This is a genomic window from Luteimonas flava, assembly GCF_036584485.1.
Classification (GTDB): domain Bacteria; phylum Pseudomonadota; class Gammaproteobacteria; order Xanthomonadales; family Xanthomonadaceae; genus Luteimonas; species Luteimonas flava.
In genome coordinates, this window is record NZ_JAZHBM010000003.1 from 136,155 (window position 1) to 151,222 (window position 15,068).

Annotated in this window: 14 protein-coding genes; 4 read left to right on the forward strand and 10 right to left on the reverse strand. The window is 69.6% G+C overall.

What is annotated here, in order from left to right:
- The first annotated feature begins 125 nt into the window (after positions 1–125).
- The gene (locus V3391_RS13070) at positions 126–1,982 is read left to right on the forward strand and encodes a M48 family metalloprotease (protein ID WP_332078871.1); all 1,857 of its coding nucleotides are present in this window, start codon (positions 126–128) and stop codon (positions 1,980–1,982) included.
- A 76-nt stretch (positions 1,983–2,058) separates the two neighbouring features.
- Positions 2,059–3,948 (forward strand): arginine decarboxylase, encoded by a 1,890-nt coding sequence (gene speA, locus V3391_RS13075; RefSeq protein WP_332078872.1) that lies wholly within the window; start codon positions 2,059–2,061, stop codon positions 3,946–3,948.
- 12 nt (positions 3,949–3,960) lie between these two features.
- On the opposite strand, the gene V3391_RS13080 is transcribed toward speA, so the two are convergent.
- The gene (locus tag V3391_RS13080) at positions 3,961–4,383 is read right to left on the reverse strand and encodes an EF-hand domain-containing protein (RefSeq protein ID WP_332078873.1); all 423 of its coding nucleotides are present in this window, start codon (positions 4,381–4,383) and stop codon (positions 3,961–3,963) included.
- A 241-nt stretch (positions 4,384–4,624) separates the two neighbouring features.
- Between V3391_RS13080 and V3391_RS13085 the strand changes: the two genes are divergently transcribed.
- Positions 4,625–5,581: an MBL fold metallo-hydrolase gene (locus V3391_RS13085; protein WP_332078874.1), complete on the forward strand. Its 957-nt coding sequence runs from the start codon at positions 4,625–4,627 to the stop codon at positions 5,579–5,581.
- A gap of 324 nt (positions 5,582–5,905) precedes the next feature.
- Here the strand turns inward: V3391_RS13085 and V3391_RS13090 are convergent, their stop codons facing one another.
- The 6 genes from V3391_RS13090 to argS form a co-directional block, all read right to left on the reverse strand.
- A complete protein-coding gene (locus V3391_RS13090) occupies positions 5,906–6,658 on the reverse strand; it encodes an SDR family NAD(P)-dependent oxidoreductase (RefSeq protein ID WP_332078875.1) in 753 nt (250 codons plus the stop codon).
- Between the two features lie 96 nt (positions 6,659–6,754).
- Positions 6,755–7,528, reverse strand: a complete 774-nt coding sequence (locus tag V3391_RS13095) for a UPF0149 family protein (protein ID WP_332078876.1) — start codon at positions 7,526–7,528, stop codon at positions 6,755–6,757.
- Between the two features lie 57 nt (positions 7,529–7,585).
- Positions 7,586–8,149, reverse strand: coding sequence for a methyltransferase family protein (locus V3391_RS13100; protein ID WP_332078877.1), 564 nt, complete (start codon positions 8,147–8,149; stop codon positions 7,586–7,588).
- 39 nt (positions 8,150–8,188) lie between these two features.
- On the reverse strand, positions 8,189–8,560 hold the full coding sequence (locus tag V3391_RS13105) for a hypothetical protein (RefSeq protein ID WP_332078878.1): 372 nt from the start codon (positions 8,558–8,560) through the stop codon (positions 8,189–8,191).
- A gap of 334 nt (positions 8,561–8,894) precedes the next feature.
- The gene (locus V3391_RS13110) at positions 8,895–9,680 is read right to left on the reverse strand and encodes an SPOR domain-containing protein (protein WP_332078879.1); all 786 of its coding nucleotides are present in this window, start codon (positions 9,678–9,680) and stop codon (positions 8,895–8,897) included.
- Positions 9,680–11,380: an arginine--tRNA ligase gene (gene argS, locus V3391_RS13115; protein WP_332078880.1), complete on the reverse strand. Its 1,701-nt coding sequence runs from the start codon at positions 11,378–11,380 to the stop codon at positions 9,680–9,682. The genes V3391_RS13110 and argS overlap by 1 nt, the downstream gene beginning before the upstream one ends.
- Before the next feature lie 300 nt (positions 11,381–11,680).
- On the opposite strand from argS, the gene V3391_RS13120 reads away from it, so the two are divergent.
- On the forward strand, positions 11,681–12,457 hold the full coding sequence (locus V3391_RS13120) for a sulfite exporter TauE/SafE family protein (protein ID WP_332078881.1): 777 nt from the start codon (positions 11,681–11,683) through the stop codon (positions 12,455–12,457).
- A 19-nt stretch (positions 12,458–12,476) separates the two neighbouring features.
- Here V3391_RS13120 and folE read toward each other — a convergent pair whose 3' ends face one another.
- From folE to V3391_RS13135, 3 genes are all read right to left on the reverse strand, one after another.
- Positions 12,477–13,088, reverse strand: a complete 612-nt coding sequence (folE, locus tag V3391_RS13125; RefSeq protein ID WP_332078882.1) for a GTP cyclohydrolase I FolE — start codon at positions 13,086–13,088, stop codon at positions 12,477–12,479.
- A 66-nt stretch (positions 13,089–13,154) separates the two neighbouring features.
- Positions 13,155–13,529 (reverse strand): hypothetical protein, encoded by a 375-nt coding sequence (locus tag V3391_RS13130; protein ID WP_332078883.1) that lies wholly within the window; start codon positions 13,527–13,529, stop codon positions 13,155–13,157.
- Positions 13,530–13,660: 131 nt separating this feature from the next.
- Positions 13,661–15,064: a serine hydrolase domain-containing protein gene (locus V3391_RS13135; protein WP_332078884.1), complete on the reverse strand. Its 1,404-nt coding sequence runs from the start codon at positions 15,062–15,064 to the stop codon at positions 13,661–13,663.
- Positions 15,065–15,068: the final 4 nt, after the last annotated feature.

Consider the following 15,068-nt stretch of genomic DNA (forward strand, 5'->3'; position numbering starts at 1 on the left):
CGAGGCCCCGTGGCAGGCATGGCGCGGCCCCTTTGCGCGCAGCATGCCGCGGCTTCCCCGCGGCGGCCGGTCCCCATAGGATTGGCGGCGGGGATGCGCCGGGGGCGCGACAGGGGATGACAGGGATGATGTCGGAATCGGATCGCCGTGCGCGCGTCGCGCGGCTGGAAGCGTTCGCGCAGCGCGCGCCCACCGCGTACCGGGTGCAACTGGCGCTGTTGGCCGGGCTGGGGTTCGGTGTACTCGGCGGCGCTGTGGTTCTCGCGCTCGGCCTGTCGGTCGGGCTGGTTGTCGTATTGCTCGCGATCAGTCCGATCCTGCTGGCGAAGCTGGCCAAGGTGGTCTGGATTCCGGTCGCGTTCGGCTGGGTGGTGCTGCGCGCACTATGGGTGCGCTTCGAGGCGCCGTCCGGCCACCTGCTCGCGCCCGGCGAGGCGCCGGCGCTGGTCGCCGAGGTCGAACGCCTGCGTCGCGCGGCGAAGGCACCGAAGCTGTCGGGCATCCTGATCGACGACGAACTCAACGCCGCCGCGGCCAGCGTGCCGCGCGCGCTGGGCCTGCTCGGACATCGGCATTACCTGGTGCTGGGGCTGCCGCTGATGCAACTGCTCGACCGCCAACAGTTCGCCTCGGTGGTGGCGCACGAGTTCGGCCATTTCGGCGGCGGCCACGGGCGCTTCTCGGGCTGGATCCACCGCGTGCGGGTGAGCTGGTATCGCGTGCTTGACGGCTTGGCCGGCCGCGGCGCCTGGGCCAGCGGTCTGTTCGAACGTTTCTTCCGGTGGTACGCGCCCTATTTCGATGCCTACAGCTTCGTGCTGGCGCGGCAGAACGAATACCAGGCCGATGCCATGGCCGCGCGTCTGGTCGGCGCCGATGTCGCCGGCAGCGCGCTGGTGCGGGTCAACATCGGCGCCGCCCGGCTCGAGCACGAGTTCTGGCCGTCGGTGGTCGAGGCCAACCGGCGCGAGGGCGAGCCGCCGCGTGGTCTGCAGCGCGACATGGCCGCCGCCCTGCGCAGTCGTCACGCCGACGACGATGCCCGCATCGCGAAGCGCCTGACCGCGCGCGCCGACGTCCACGACACCCATCCTTCGCTCGCCCAGCGCCTGCAGGCTTTGGGTGTCGCCGCCGGGGATGCGGCACCGCCTGAGCGCAGCGCGGCCGAAGCTCTTCTCGGCGATCTGCTGCCGGTGCTGGAAGCGGACTTCAGCGACGACTGGCGGCTGCGGGTCGAGGACGGCTGGCGCGAACGACATCGCGCGCATGCGCTCGACAGCGACCGGCTCGGCGAACTGGAAGGCCAGCTGGAACGCACGCCGGCCGAGGCTGTTGAACATGCCGCCCTGGTGGAGCGCCTGCATCCGCATGTGGATGCGGTGCCGCTGTACCTCGATGCGGTGCGCAGGGCGCCGGATGATGCATTCGCACACTACCGCCTCGGCGTGCTGCTGCTCGCGCGCGACAACCGGGCCGGCATCGACCTGTTGCACCGCGCGCGCATGCTCGATCCCGACGCTGGCGACGCGGTCAACGAGGTGCTGGCGGAATTCCATCACCGGCACGACGAACTCGATGCGCTCGACAGCGTGGTCGGCGACCAGCAGGCGCGCGATCGCCTGCGCCGCGATGCAGCGCAGGCTCGCAATGCCCTGTCCGTGCACGACACGCTGTTGCCGCATGGCCTGGATGACGCCGCGCTGGACGCGGCCCGTGCCTCGCTGGCGAGCACCGGCAAGGTGGGCCGTGCGTGGATCGTGCGCAAGCACATCGACGGCGACCCGGCCGGGCCGCCGCACTTCCTGGTGCTGGTGAAGTGGCGTGGCCTGGTGTTCGGTGAGGACGCGGCGCTGCAGCGCATGGTCGACGCGCTGCAGCTGCCGGGGAGCTGGGTGGCCTTCACCGCACCCAACCAGCGGCGCGTGGCGCGGCGTGTCCGCAAGTGCGCGGGTGCGCCCAGCTATCGCCACGGCCAAGCCTGACGCCGGCGGTGTCACCACAGGTTCGGCTGCCAGCCCCTAGACTATGCGGCCTTCACGCTCGACCGGAATGCCGCCGATGACCGCCTGGTCCACCGACCTCGCCCGCAAGACCTACTCGATCCCGCACTGGAGCGAGGGGTATTTCGACGTCGATGACGCCGGCCGCATCGTGGTGTCGCCGCGCGGCCAGCAGGGCCCGTCGATCGCGCTGCCCGAGGCGGTCGACGCCGCGCGCGCGAACGGCGCGCAGCTGCCGATGCTGGTGCGCTTCCCCGACATCCTCGGTGACCGCCTCGCGCGCCTGCAGGACGCGTTCGCGCAGGCGCAGGCCGAGTGGGACTATCCGGGCGGCTACACGGCCGTGTATCCGATCAAGGTCAACCAGCATCAGGGCGTCGCCGGCACGCTGGCCTCGCACCACGGCGACGGCTTCGGTCTGGAAGCGGGCAGCAAGCCGGAACTGATGGCAGTGCTGGCGCTGTCGCGTCCGGGCGGGCTCGTGGTCTGCAACGGCTACAAGGACCGCGAATACATCCGGCTCGCGCTGATCGGCCGCAAGCTGGGCCTCGAGACCTTCATCGTCGTCGAGAAGCCGTCCGAGCTCGCGCTGGTGATGGAAGAAGCCGCGGCGCTCGGCGTGAAGCCGGGTCTCGGCGTGCGCATGCGCTTGGCTTCGCTCGGCGCCGGCAAGTGGCAGAACAGCGGCGGCGACAAGGCCAAGTTCGGGCTCAATCCGCGCCAGCTGCTCGACCTGTGGAAGAAGCTGCGCGACGCCGGCATGGCGGACTGCCTGCAGCTGCTGCATTTCCACATGGGTTCGCAGATCTCCAACGTCCGCGACATCTCCAACGGCATGCGCGAGGCGGTGCGGTACTTCGTCGAACTGACCAAGCTGGGCGCGGTGATCACCCACGTCGATGTCGGCGGCGGTCTCGGCGTCGATTACGAAGGCACGCGTTCGCGCAGCTACAACTCGGTGAACTACGGCATCCGCCAATACGCCGGTTCGATCGTGCAACCGCTGGCGCAGGCCTGCGCCGAGCACGGTCTCACACCGCCGCGCATCGTCACCGAATGCGGTCGCGCGATGACCGCGCACCACGCGGTGCTGGTCGCCAACGTGTCCGAAGTCGAACGTGCGCCCGAGGGTCGCGTGCCGGATGTGCACGACGACGAGCCGTCCGTGGTCGCGAACCTGCGCGAGCTCCATACCGAACTGACCTCGCGTCCGGCGGTCGAGCTGTTCCACGAAGCGCAGCACCATCACGCCGAAGGGCTGGCGCTCTACGCCCTGGGCCAGCTGGACCTGACGCATCGCGCGCGCATCGACGATCTGTTCTATGCGATCGCGCACGCGGTGCGCGCGCGGCTGACCTTCGACGAGAAGAGCCACCGCCCGCTGCTCGACGAACTCAACGAGCGCCTGGTCGACAAGTACTTCGTCAATTTCAGCGTGTTCGAATCGATGCCGGATGTGTGGGCGATCGACCAGGTGTTCCCGATCGTGCCGATCGAACGCCTCGACGAACTGCCCGAGCGTCGCGGCGTGATCGCGGATCTGACCTGCGATTCCGACGGCAAGATCGACATCTACGTCGAGAACGAGGATCTCGACACCTCGCTACCGCTGCATCCGCTGCGCAAGGGCGAGCAGTACCGGCTCGGGTTCTTCATGGTCGGCGCCTACCAGGAAATCCTCGGCGACATCCACAACCTGTTCGGCGACACCGACGCGGTCGAAGTGAAGATCGAGGGCGACGGCATCACGGTCGTGCAGCAGCGTCGCGGCGACACCACCGACGTGATGCTCGACTACGTGGGCTATCGCCTCGACGACCTGCGCGCGCGCTACACCACGCTGGTCGACGATGCCGCGCTGGCCGCGGACGAATCGCAGCGGCTCAAGGACGCGCTGGAAGCCGGACTCACCGGCTACACGTATCTGGACGACACGCCGCTCGAGTGACGCGCCGGACGGTCAGGGCGCGACCACGCCATGCAGCTGGCGCGCTTCCTGCAGTGTCACCTGGCCGTCCTTGTCGAAGTCCGCCTGCAACAGCATTGCGGTCTGGACCTGCCGGTAGTTCGCGAGCGTGATACGTCGGTCGCCGTCCAGATCGTAGTTGGCGTAGACGCCTGCAATGACCTTCGCCTGCACGTCGGGCGGTAGTTGCGAGGCGCCTGCGTCAAGTTGTTGCTTGCTCACTTCGGCGTAGCTCCAGATGCCATCGCCGTCGAGGTCGAACTTCCGGAATTCGGTTTCGATCGCGACATCACTCTCGGCAATCGTGATAACGCCGTCGCGATTCGTATCCACGACGCGGAACATGTTCTCAACATGCGCGGCGGCGCGCGGGTCCGCGTGTGCTGGAGACAGGTTGAGCAGCGATATCGCGAGCAATGCGGCGATGTGTCCTTTCATGTGTCCTGCTTCCTTGCATGGTGTCGCGACCACGATAGCAACACATGCGTCCAGCAGCGGCGTGCCATTGCGTCGGATTTTCTTTCGCTGGCATCGCGGCAATGATCACGGAATGCATCAGGCCTCCGGTGCAATCAATCGAAACCTGCCCCGGGATTATGCTTGCCGGGCATCGTTTCCGGCCCCAAAACGGCCGCGTCCCTTTTCCGGAGTTCTGTCCATGCGTTCTGTCCGCCCTGCCCGCGCGCTGCTCGCCATTGCCCTCGCCGCCGTGCTCGTTGCCTGCGCCGAGCCCGCGCCGCCGCCGGCCACCGTCGATGCACCGCCGCCGCCGATGACGACCGCCGACGCCGCGCCCGCCGCCGACAGCGCCGACGTGCATCGTTTCAAGATCGGCACGCTCGATGCAGTTGTGCTGCGCGACGGCGACATCCGGTTTCCCAATGACGGCAAGACCGTCGGCGTCGGCGCACCGAAGGCCGAAGTCGATGCGCTGCTGACGAAAGCCGGCGAACCCACCGACACCGTGCATCTGAGCGTGCAGGCCCTGCTGGTGCGCAGCGGCGACCGCGTGCTGCTGTTCGACACCGGCGCCGGCGATGCCGACTTCGCCGATGCGGGACGTCTGCCGGCGTCGGTGCGCGCCGCAGGCGTCGAGCCGGCGGAGGTCACCGACATCTTCATCAGCCACGCGCATCCCGACCACGTCGGCGGGCTGCTCGACGATGCCGGCCAGGCCGTGTTCGCGAGCGCGACCGTGCACCTCTCGGCGCCAGAATGGCAGGCGTTGCAGGCCGACCCTGCGAATGCCGCGCTGGCGGCGGCGATCTCGCCGCGCGTCGACGCATTCGCACCGGGCGCTGAGGTGGTGCCGGGCGTCACTGCGGTGGCGGTCGAAGGCCACACGGCAGGGCACAGCGCCTACGAGATCGTCGACGGCGATGCGCGCCTGTTCTACATCGGCGACGGCGCGCACCACTTCGCGGTGTCGGTGCAGCGGCCGCAGTGGACGATCGCGTTCGACGGCGATGCGCCGGCCGCCGAGGCCAGCCGCGAAGCCCTGCTGGCGCGCGCGGCCGACAGCGGCGTCACTGTGGCCTCGCCGCATTTCCCGTACCCGGGACTGGGTCGGATCGTGCGCCGCGAGGGCAGCTTCGTGTGGGCGCCGCTGCAGTAAGCGGAAACCACGACAATGGGGCGCGCGTTGTGTGCGACCCGACTTACTCAAGCGATGACGGTCAGAACTCGTCATGCCGGCGAAAGCCGGAATCCAGCGTCTTGAGGGCTGGAGCGCGTATCGAGCGCAACTGTCGCGGCGCCACTGGGCGCCGGATGGCTGCACACAAAGTCACTGGATCCCGGCTTTCGCCGGGATGACGAGGCGTTTGAGTTCGGCTCAACTATGTTTGTAGCGTCGGCCCGTCGGCGACACGCGACAGCGCCCGCAGAGTCCGCCAACACACGCGAGCGTTCACCGAGGCCTGCGAGTCGCGACGTCCGATCAAACCTCGCGATGGATCTGGAAGCCCGCGAACGACTGGCTGACCGGCATCACTTCGAGCCGGTTGATGTTGAGGTGCGGCGGCAGGTTCGCCACCCACCACAGCGTCTCGGCGATGTCGTCGGCGACGATCGGCTGCGCGCCGGTGTAGAGCGTGTCGGACGCGCTCTGGTCGCCGCTGGTGCGCACGAGGGTGAACTCGGTTTCGGCCAGGCCCGGTTCGATCGAGGTCACGCGCACGCCGGTACCGTGCAGGTCGCTGCGCAGGCCCAGAGAGAACTGGGTGACGAAGGCCTTGGTACCGCCATAGGTGTTGCCGCCGGGATAGGGATAGCTGCCGGCGATCGAGCTGACGTTGAGGATCGCGCCGCGCCGTTCGATCAGCGTCGGCAGCAGGGCATGCGTCAGCGTGACCAGTGCGGTGACGTTGGTGTCGATCATCTGCCGCCACTGCGCGAGGTCGGCGCGCTGCGCCGGCGCGGTACCGAGCGCGAGACCGGCGTTGTTGACCAGTGCGTCGATGTCGCGGAAGTCGGCCGGCAGCGCCGCGAGCGCGGCATGCATCGCGGCCTCGTCGCGGATGTCGAACGCGGCGGTGTGCAGGCGCTCGCTGCCGTGCGCATCGACCAGCGCCTGCAAGCGCTCGGCGCGCCGGCCGGTCGCGATCACCCGCCAGCCGCCGGCGAGGAAACGTGCGACGGCGGCCGCGCCGAAACCGGAGGTGCCGCCGGTGATGAGAATGGTGCGGGTCATGACGGGTCTCCTCGGGACGCAGCGCGCCGGCGGGCGGCGCGCGATCGATGCGGCATCAGGCAACGCGGGCGCGAGTCGTCCGCGCCGAGCTGCGGCTTACTCGGACGCCTGGTCCGCGCAGCACTTCTTGTACTTCTTGCCGCTGCCGCAGCTGCAGGGATCGTTGCGGCCGGGCACGTCGGCGCGCTTGGCCGGCGCCGGGCGGCGGTCGTGCAGACGCTGCAGGTACATGTCGTAGAGCATGTCCGGCAGGTCATAGGTCAGGTCGAAACGCTCGTCGAGGGTCAGCATCTCCTCGGCCGTCATTTCGGCATCTGCGAGCTGCGAGGGATCCACGATCGCCAGGCGCGTGATCACGCCCAGATCGTTGTCGATCGCCTCGTGGTCTTCCATCCACTTCGCCCACGCGTCTTCGAACTGCGCGGCGCCGCGCAGGAAGCCGGCGGCCCAGGCCGCGGCGAACGGGAAGTCCTCGGGAATGCCGTCGAGCGCATCGGCGTCGTCGACCTTGTCTTCGTCACCCTCGGATTCGGGCGGCAGGCCGAGCAGCGGCATCAGCGATTCGCGATCGCTTGCTTCCGAGGGATCGTGGCGGATGCGCTGTTCGACTTCGGCAGCCAGTCGCGTGATCAGCGCCTCGGCTTCGCGGGTCTGGCGCTCGTCGCGGCGCGGCACCTCGCCCGTGCCCCAGATCGCCGGGAACACCGTCGGCAGTTCGACGTCGACAGGCCCGACCGCGAGCGCGGACAGGAACCCGTCGAGCATTTCCAGATTGCCGAGGCCGGTTTCGGGATCGGTGCAGCGGTCGAGCAGCACATCCAGCCGGTCGAGTTCGGTGTCGCTGAGGGCGGTCGTGGGCTGGGTGGTCATGCGGCTTCGGCAACGTGCGGGGTGGTACAGCTTACCCGGTGACGTCGCCGCGCCGGCTCACCAGATGCCGGGCAGCAGCCGACGCGTGGTGCGTGCGTACTCGGGATAGTCGACCGGAAACGCCGCCGACAGCGCGGCTTCCTCGATGCGGATCCGCCCGCGCAGCGCGAACCACAACGGCGCGGCGACGACCAGCGGCGCCAGCCAGCTGCCGAGCACGCACAGGAATCCCGCAAAGGTGATCAGCAGGCCCGTGTACGAAGGATGGCGCAGCGTCCGGTACGGGCCGCTGCGGATCAGTTTGTGATCGGCGGCGATGGCGACATCGACGGTGAAATGTTCGGCGAGCACGCGGATCGCCCACCAGCGGAACAGCATGCCGGCGAGCATCAGCGCGCAGCCGCTCCACAGCAGCAGCGGTTGCCACGCGGGAGGAAAGCGCCCGGGCGGCCAGATCGACACGACCAGCGCGACGGTCACGCAGCCGCCGATCACGAGCACCAGGCGCGCCAGCGTGCCGGCATCGCGACTGCGATCGGACGCGCGATGGCGCAGTCCGATCCACAGCTCGCTGCAGCACCACAGCAGGCTCAACGCCGCGAACACGAGGACACCGGCCATGGCCACGCTCCGGAGACGGGAGCGTCGAACGTTACAGGCTCAGTGTGATGTCGGAGTGCCGGGACCGGGTTTCGCCGGCGGCTTGCGTGCCGGCGTGTCGGTCTCGACCGGTTCGCTCGGCACGCGTCGCCGCCCGGTCGTCGACTTGCCGCGTGTGCGTGCCTTGGTCGCGCGATGCTTCTGCAGCATGTCCTCGGCCAGCACCACGTCCTCGGACAGGATGCCGGCGGCGCGCGCGATCGCGATGCGCGCCGCCGCCCGGTTCTCGTCCGGATTGGCCTGCAACAGTTCGCGGATCGCCTCGCGCACCGACGCCTGCGCGTTGTGCTTCAGCTTGAGATCGCTGCCCTGCTGGAACAGCGCCAGCAGCACGTCGACGACGGGTTTGATCAGTGCCGCTTCGATGGTCATGGCGCCCTTCCTCCCTTGAGCCTCCATTGTCCGCAGGCGGATCGCGTGGGCTGCGATCCGGATGGGACGGGGGGCACGGAATGGGGAGGTGGGGAGGCGTCGGCTGATTCGAAGGGGGCTCAGCCTTAGAACGCGATTAGCGCTTTTGAGCCCCTCTCCCCCTGGGAGAGGGGTTGGGGTGAGGGCAAGACAGCCGCCGGGTGTCGAACCAAAGCGCGGGAGCTCTGCCCTCACCCGACGCGCGCTGCGCGTCGACCCCGGATCAGGTCCGGGGCAGGCTTTCTCCCCGAGGCAGAGGTGTTCAGTCACTCCACCTGGGGCGGAAGACGCTTGCTTACTGCGCCTTGATCGCCAGTGCCGGCAGGCCGCCATTGCCGAGCTTCTGCTTGGCTTCCGCCAGATCCGTCGCGGTGCCGTAGGGCCCCATGCGGACGCGGTAGACGGTGCGGCCGGCGGCTTCGCCCGATTCGACGCGTGCGGTCAGGCCGAGCAGGGCGATGCGGGCTTTCAGGGCTTCGGCGTCGCCGGAGGCGCTGAACGAGCCGGCCTGCAGGATGTAGCGGGCATCACCGGCTGCGGCCGGCGTGGCACTGGCGGCGGTGGCCGGCGCAGTGGTCGCCTGCTGCGCGGGCGTCGGGCGCTGTTCGGGCAGGGGCTGCGGACCGGTGGTCGCGCCGCCGGCCATGTCGGCGGCGTCGGGATGCTGGGCCTGCAGCGCCTGCTGCTGCGCCTCGGCGCGCTGCTGGCGCTGGGCTTCGGCGCGCGTGCTGGCGGCGAGTTCGGCGTCCGTCATCGGGACTTCCTGCTCGGGCAGCATCGTGTAGAAATCGTAGTCGGTCGACGTGCCCTGCGAGCCCGTGGCGGCGCGCGGTCGCTGGCCGGCCGGGGTCGGCAGTTCGGGTTCGGCGTCCGCGTCCGTCGTGCTGACCGCCGGCTGCGCATCGGGATTCGGGCTCGGCCGGAAGAAGCCGTCCTGGGAGTCGGGTTTGAGCAGGCGCGGTACCGCCAACACGATGCCCAGTGCGAGCACCACACCGATGATCATCCACGCCCAGCCCGGCAATCCGCCGGAGCTGCCGCCGTTGCGTCGGGCCTGGGTCTTGCCGCGTCGTGCCGCCATTACATCGCCTCCGGGGCCTGCACGCCGAGCAGCGTGAGGCCGTTGCGCAGTACCTGTCGCACTGCAGTGGCCAGCGCCAGACGCGCGTCGCGCACGTCGGCGTCGTCGACCAGGAACTGGTGATCGTTGTAGTACGTCTGGAAGCCCTGTGCCAGCTCCAGCAGGTAGGTCGCGATCAGGTGGGGTTCAAGCTGTGCGCCCGCGACGGCGACGATTTCCGGCCAGCGCGACAGATCGATCAGCACGTCGCGCAGCGCGACGTCCGTCATGTCCGGCAACTGCGCCAGGCCGTTCTGCAGATCGAACGCGAGACCCGCGTCGCCGAGCTTGCGCAGCAGGCCGCAGATGCGCGCGTGCGAGAGCTGCACGTAGTACACCGGGTTGTCGAGCGACTGGCTGCGCGCCAGGTCGATGTCGAATACCAGCTGCGAATCGGGCTTGCGCGCGACCAGGAACCAGCGCGTCGCATCGCGGCCGGCCTCGTCGATCAGATCGCGTAGCGTCAGATAGCTGCCGGCGCGCTTGCTGAGCTTCACTTCCTCGCCGCCGCGCATCACCGTGACCATCTGGTGCAGCACGTATTCCGGCCAGCCCTGCGGAATGCCGGCGTCGAGCGCCTGCAGACCCGCGCGCACGCGCGCCAGCGAGCCGTGGTGGTCGGCGCCGAGTTCGGTGATCGCGCGCGTGTAGCCGCGCTGCCACTTCGACAGGTGGTAGGCCACGTCCGGCACGAAATACGTGTAGGTGCCGTCGGACTTGCGCATCACGCGGTCCTTGTCGTCGCCGTAGTCGGTGCTGCGCAGCCACAGCGCACCGCCTTCCTCGTAGGTGTGGCCGTGGGCGACGAGCTCGCGCACGGTCTCTTCCACCTTGCCGTCGGCATACAGCGACGACTCGAGGAAATACACGTCGAAGCCGACGCCGAACGCGGCAAGGTCCTCGTTCTGCTCGCGGCGCAGCCACGCCACCGCGAAGCGGCGGATCGCGTCGAGATCGTCGGCATCGTCGATACCCGCGACGGTGTGGCCGTCGACCTCGACGGTCGCGCCATCGAGGTACGCACGCGCGACATCGCCGATATAGTCGCCGTTGTAGGCATCGGCCGGCCACTGCGCGTCGCCGGGCTTGAAGCCCTTGGCGCGCGCCTGGGTCGAGCGGGCGAGATTCTCGATCTGCACGCCGGCGTCGTTGTAATAGAACTCGCGCTTGACGTGCCAGCCGTTGGCATCGAGCACGCGCGCGATGCAGTCGCCGATCACCGCCGCGCGGCCGTGGCCGACGTGCAGCGGGCCGGTGGGATTCGCCGACACGTATTCGACGCCGGCGGTCTGCGAGGCGCCGCTGTCGTTGCGGCCGAAGGCATCACCCTGCGTGTGCACGGCGACCAGCTGGTCGCGCCACGCGTTCGCGGTGAGGCGGAAGTTGAGGAACCCCGGGCCGGCGATCTCGACCGACGCGATCGAGTCGTTGACCGGCAGCGCATCGACCAGCGCCTGCGCGATCGCACGCGGGTTCGACTTCGCGGGCTTGGCCAGCAGCATCGCCGCGTTCGTCGACGCATCGCCGTGGCTGCGGTCCTTCGGACGTTCGACGGTGAAGGCGGGCGTGGCGAAGTCGGCAGGCAACGTGCCGGTGTCGCGCAGGGCGGCAATGGCCTGCGCGACCAGCGGCTCGATCAGGGCGCGGAGCTGGGATTTCACGGAATTTCGATCGCGGACAAACGGTCCGACATTGTACGCGAGCGCTGATGGCGCCCGGGTTCGGTGATGGACGAACGTGCGAAGCCCTCCCCTGCAACGCGGGGGAGGGTTGGGAGGGGGCAAACAGACCGATCGACGAGAGCCCGACCCACGCGGCGAATCTGCGCCCGAGTCTTGAACTGCACCCACTGACGGTTCGCCCCCACCCAACCCTCCCCCGTAACACGGGGGAGGGCTTCAGGGCAGCCGCAATCGCCGCTCAAGCCGTATGCTTTGCGCCCCCCGCTGTCGGCCGCTCGCGTGGACGCGCTGTTTCCCGAACTGATCTGGCTGGTCTGCGTCGCCTTCATGGCCGGGCTGGTCGATGCCGCGGTCGGCGGCGGCGGGCTGGTGCAGTTGCCGGGGCTGTTCACCGCGCTGCCGCAGCACACGCCGGCGGCGCTGCTGGGCACCAACAAGTTCAGTTCGTTCTTCGGCACCGCCGCCGCCGGCTGGCGCTATGCGCGCAACGTCCGCTTTCCGTGGGCGCCGGTGCTGTTCGCCGCGGCGACCGCGTTCGTGTTCTCGTTCCTCGGCGCCACCGCGGTGACGTTGCTGCCGCGCGATGCGGTGCGGCCGCTGATCCTCGCGCTGCTGATCGCGATGCTGGCCTACACGCTGGTCAAGAAGGATTTCGGCGCGCTGCACCGGCCGCGCGATGTCGGGCGTCGCGAGCTCGGGCTGGCGCTGCTGATGGGTGCGGCGATCGGGTTCTACGACGGCCTGTTCGGCCCCGGCACCGGCAGCTTCCTGATCTTTCTGTTCATCCGCTTCTTCGGGCTCGACTTCCTGCGCGCCACCGCGGCATCGAAGATCGTCAACATCGCGACCAACCTGGCCGCGCTGTCGTTCTTCGTGCCCTCGGGCCACGTGCTGCTGGCGTTCGCGGTGCCGATGGCGGTGGCGAACGTAGCCGGCGCGTTCGCCGGCACCCGGCTCGCGCTGCGGGGCGGCACGCCGGTGATCCGCAAGCTGTTCGTGACCCTGGTGGTCGTGCTCATCGCCAAGATGGGCTGGGACACGCTCGCCGGCGTCTAAGTACCGGCGGGCACGCGCCTCAGCGGCGGTTGCCGCCCACTTCGATGAAACGCAGGAACTCGGCGCGGGTGCGCGCGTCTTCGCGGAAGCTGCCGAGCATCGTCGAGGTGATCATGCTCACGCCGCGCTTGTGCACGCCGCGGGTGGTCATGCACTCGTGCGCACCTTCGACGACGACGCCCACGCCCAACGGCGCCAGTGCGCGCTGGATGCAGCCGGCGATCTGCGCGGTCATCTTTTCCTGCACCTGGAAGCGCTTGGCATAGGCTTCGACCACGCGCGCCAGCTTGCTGATGCCCACGACCCGGCCGGCCGGCAGATAGCCCACGTGGACCTTGCCGATGATCGGCGCCATGTGGTGCTCGCAGTGGCTTTCGTACTCGATGTCGCGCAGGACGATCATTTCCTCGTAACCGCCGACTTCCTCGAACGTCCGCGCGAGATACGCGTCCGCATCGGTCGCATAGCCGCTGAACCACTCGGTGTAGGCGTCGGCGACGCGGCGCGGCGTGTCGAGCAGACCCTCGCGCGCGGGGTCCTCACCGGCCCAGCGCAACAGGGTCCGGACCGCCGATTCGGCGTCGTCGCGGCTGACGCCGTGGCGGGCGTCAGAATCAGAAGAACGGGTCATGGGCGGGCACCGCGGCAAAGACCGCCATGGTACCGCGTCGCATTCACCGCATCGGCAATGGCCGGCTCAGCCGACCTTCGGGCCGGGCGAATCGAGCGCGACGTCGACATCGCCGCCATCGGGCGACATCGACCACGCATCCTCGACCGCGCCGCGGGCTTCGATCCAGCCCAGGCGCGAGGTGTCGCGCGCGCTCTTCCATTCCTTCTCGAGTTGGCGCTCCACCTCGTCGAACCGGCTGCCGGCATGGCGCTGGCGGCTGTCGCGACCGAACCGGTAGGCCGGGGCGTAATCGTTCCAGTGGCGGCCGGCCGAATAGTACGGCGCCTGGGGCAGGCTGGCCTTGAACTGGGCCTCGAGCGCGTCCTGGCCCTCCGCGGCCGCATCGGCCGGCGTGTGTGGGTCTGGAGACGTGGCGCGGTTGTGGAGGTCGTTGGTCATGGCGGGTCCCGCGAGCACGCCAGCGCCGATAAGGCGTATGGGAGGACGTGCTGCTGGGGGCGACGCTAGACCCGGCCCTGTCTGATGCCGGTGAAACGCGACGGTCGTCGTCGGTCGGTGCCAGCTGCGATTCAGCGCGGCGCCACGTCCGGGTCCAGACCGGCCAGCACCGCCGCCGTGAATGCGGCCGGATCGAACCGCTTGCCGGTCGGATCCTCCCCCCGCCGCACCAGCACCACGCCGCGCGACGGCACCACGATCACGTACTGCCCACGGTTGCCCATCGCGGCGAAGGTGTCGGCCGGCACGCCCGGCGCGCGCTGCATCAGCCACAGGGTGGCGCCGTAGCCGAGATCGCCTTCGGGCTGCGGACCGGCGGGCGTGGTCGCGGCGCGCACCCAGCCCTCGGGCAGCAGGCGGCGGCCTTCGAACACGCCACCCTGTTGCAGCAGCAGGCCGAAACGGGCGAGATCGCGCGCCGTCGACCAGACCTGGCTCGACAGCACGAAGCCGCCGCGCCAGTCGGTCTCGGCGACGGTGCGGGTCATGCCCAGCGGCCATAACAGGTCGGTGAACGGCCGCGACAGGGCGCGGGCCTCGTCGCCGGTGGCCGCACGCAGCGCGTGCACGGCCAGCACGCTGTCGTTGTTGGCGTAGCGGAACTGCGTGCCGGGCGGATGCGCCAGCGGCCAGCCGGTCGCGGATTCGGCCACGGTGACGCCACCGAAATACAGCGCATCGGTGCGGTTGCCGGCGGTGTCGCTGTGCAGGCCGCTGCTCATGCGCAGCAGCTGGTCGACGGTGATCGCGCCGCGCGGGTCCCCGGGTGCCTGCCATTCGGGCACCGGCGCCGGCTTCGACGGATCGAGCTCGCCGGCCGCCTGCGCCACCCCGACCAGCGCGCCGGCTAGGCTCTTGGCCACCGACCAGGTGCGCTGCGAAGTGTGCGGGCCGAAGCCATCGCGATAGCGCTCGGCGACGATGCGCCCGTCCTGCAGCACGAGCACGCCGGTCGTCGCATGACCCTCGCCGTAGGCCGGGGTGTCGAACGCGGCAGCCACGGCGGCGTCGAGCGCGGCTGCATCGCCACGCGGCGCAGCGGTCGCGTCGCGTTCGCCGAGCGGCCAGGGCCGGTCGTCGAGATCCGGTGTCGCGGTATCGAAGCGCGGCAAGGCGGTGATCGCATCGGCACCCGCACCGATCGGCAACTGTGCGCAGCCGAGGTTCGGACGCCACGCGGCGATGCGAGGCGGCAGCGCGTCGTCGAACGCGACGGACACCGTGTGCGCATCGGTACCGACCACCGCGTCCAGTACCCGCACGTCGTCCTGGTAGTCGGGATAGATGCCGACGAGCTCCAGCGCCTGCGCCTGCCCGGGCGTGCGGCCCGCATTGAACTGCACGCTGCAGAGCGTCAGCGCCTTGTAGCCCGCGGCGATCGCGCGCGCATGGGTCGCGCGTTCGCGCTCCATCGCTGTCTGCGCGACGGCGGACGTGGTGAGCAGCAGCAGCGGCAGCAACAGGGCGAGACGCATCGGC

Excerpts from the sequence above, each read along its gene's own strand:
- V3391_RS13110 (WP_332078879.1), bottom strand. The coding sequence starts at position 9,680 with ATGGCGGCACGACGCGGCAAGACCCAGGCCCGACGCAACGGCGGCAGC.
- V3391_RS13070 (WP_332078871.1), top strand. The coding sequence starts at position 126 with ATGATGTCGGAATCGGATCGCCGTGCGCGCGTCGCGCGGCTGGAAGCG.
- folE (WP_332078882.1), bottom strand. The coding sequence starts at position 13,088 with ATGACCCGTTCTTCTGATTCTGACGCCCGCCACGGCGTCAGCCGCGAC.
- V3391_RS13130 (WP_332078883.1), bottom strand. The coding sequence starts at position 13,529 with ATGACCAACGACCTCCACAACCGCGCCACGTCTCCAGACCCACACACG.
- V3391_RS13085 (WP_332078874.1), top strand. The coding sequence starts at position 4,625 with ATGCGTTCTGTCCGCCCTGCCCGCGCGCTGCTCGCCATTGCCCTCGCC.
- V3391_RS13090 (WP_332078875.1), bottom strand. The coding sequence starts at position 6,658 with ATGACCCGCACCATTCTCATCACCGGCGGCACCTCCGGTTTCGGCGCG.
- speA (WP_332078872.1), top strand. The coding sequence starts at position 2,059 with ATGACCGCCTGGTCCACCGACCTCGCCCGCAAGACCTACTCGATCCCG.
- V3391_RS13135 (WP_332078884.1), bottom strand. The coding sequence starts at position 15,064 with ATGCGTCTCGCCCTGTTGCTGCCGCTGCTGCTGCTCACCACGTCCGCC.
- V3391_RS13105 (WP_332078878.1), bottom strand. The coding sequence starts at position 8,560 with ATGACCATCGAAGCGGCACTGATCAAACCCGTCGTCGACGTGCTGCTG.
- V3391_RS13095 (WP_332078876.1), bottom strand. The coding sequence starts at position 7,528 with ATGACCACCCAGCCCACGACCGCCCTCAGCGACACCGAACTCGACCGG.
- V3391_RS13100 (WP_332078877.1), bottom strand. The coding sequence starts at position 8,149 with ATGGCCGGTGTCCTCGTGTTCGCGGCGTTGAGCCTGCTGTGGTGCTGC.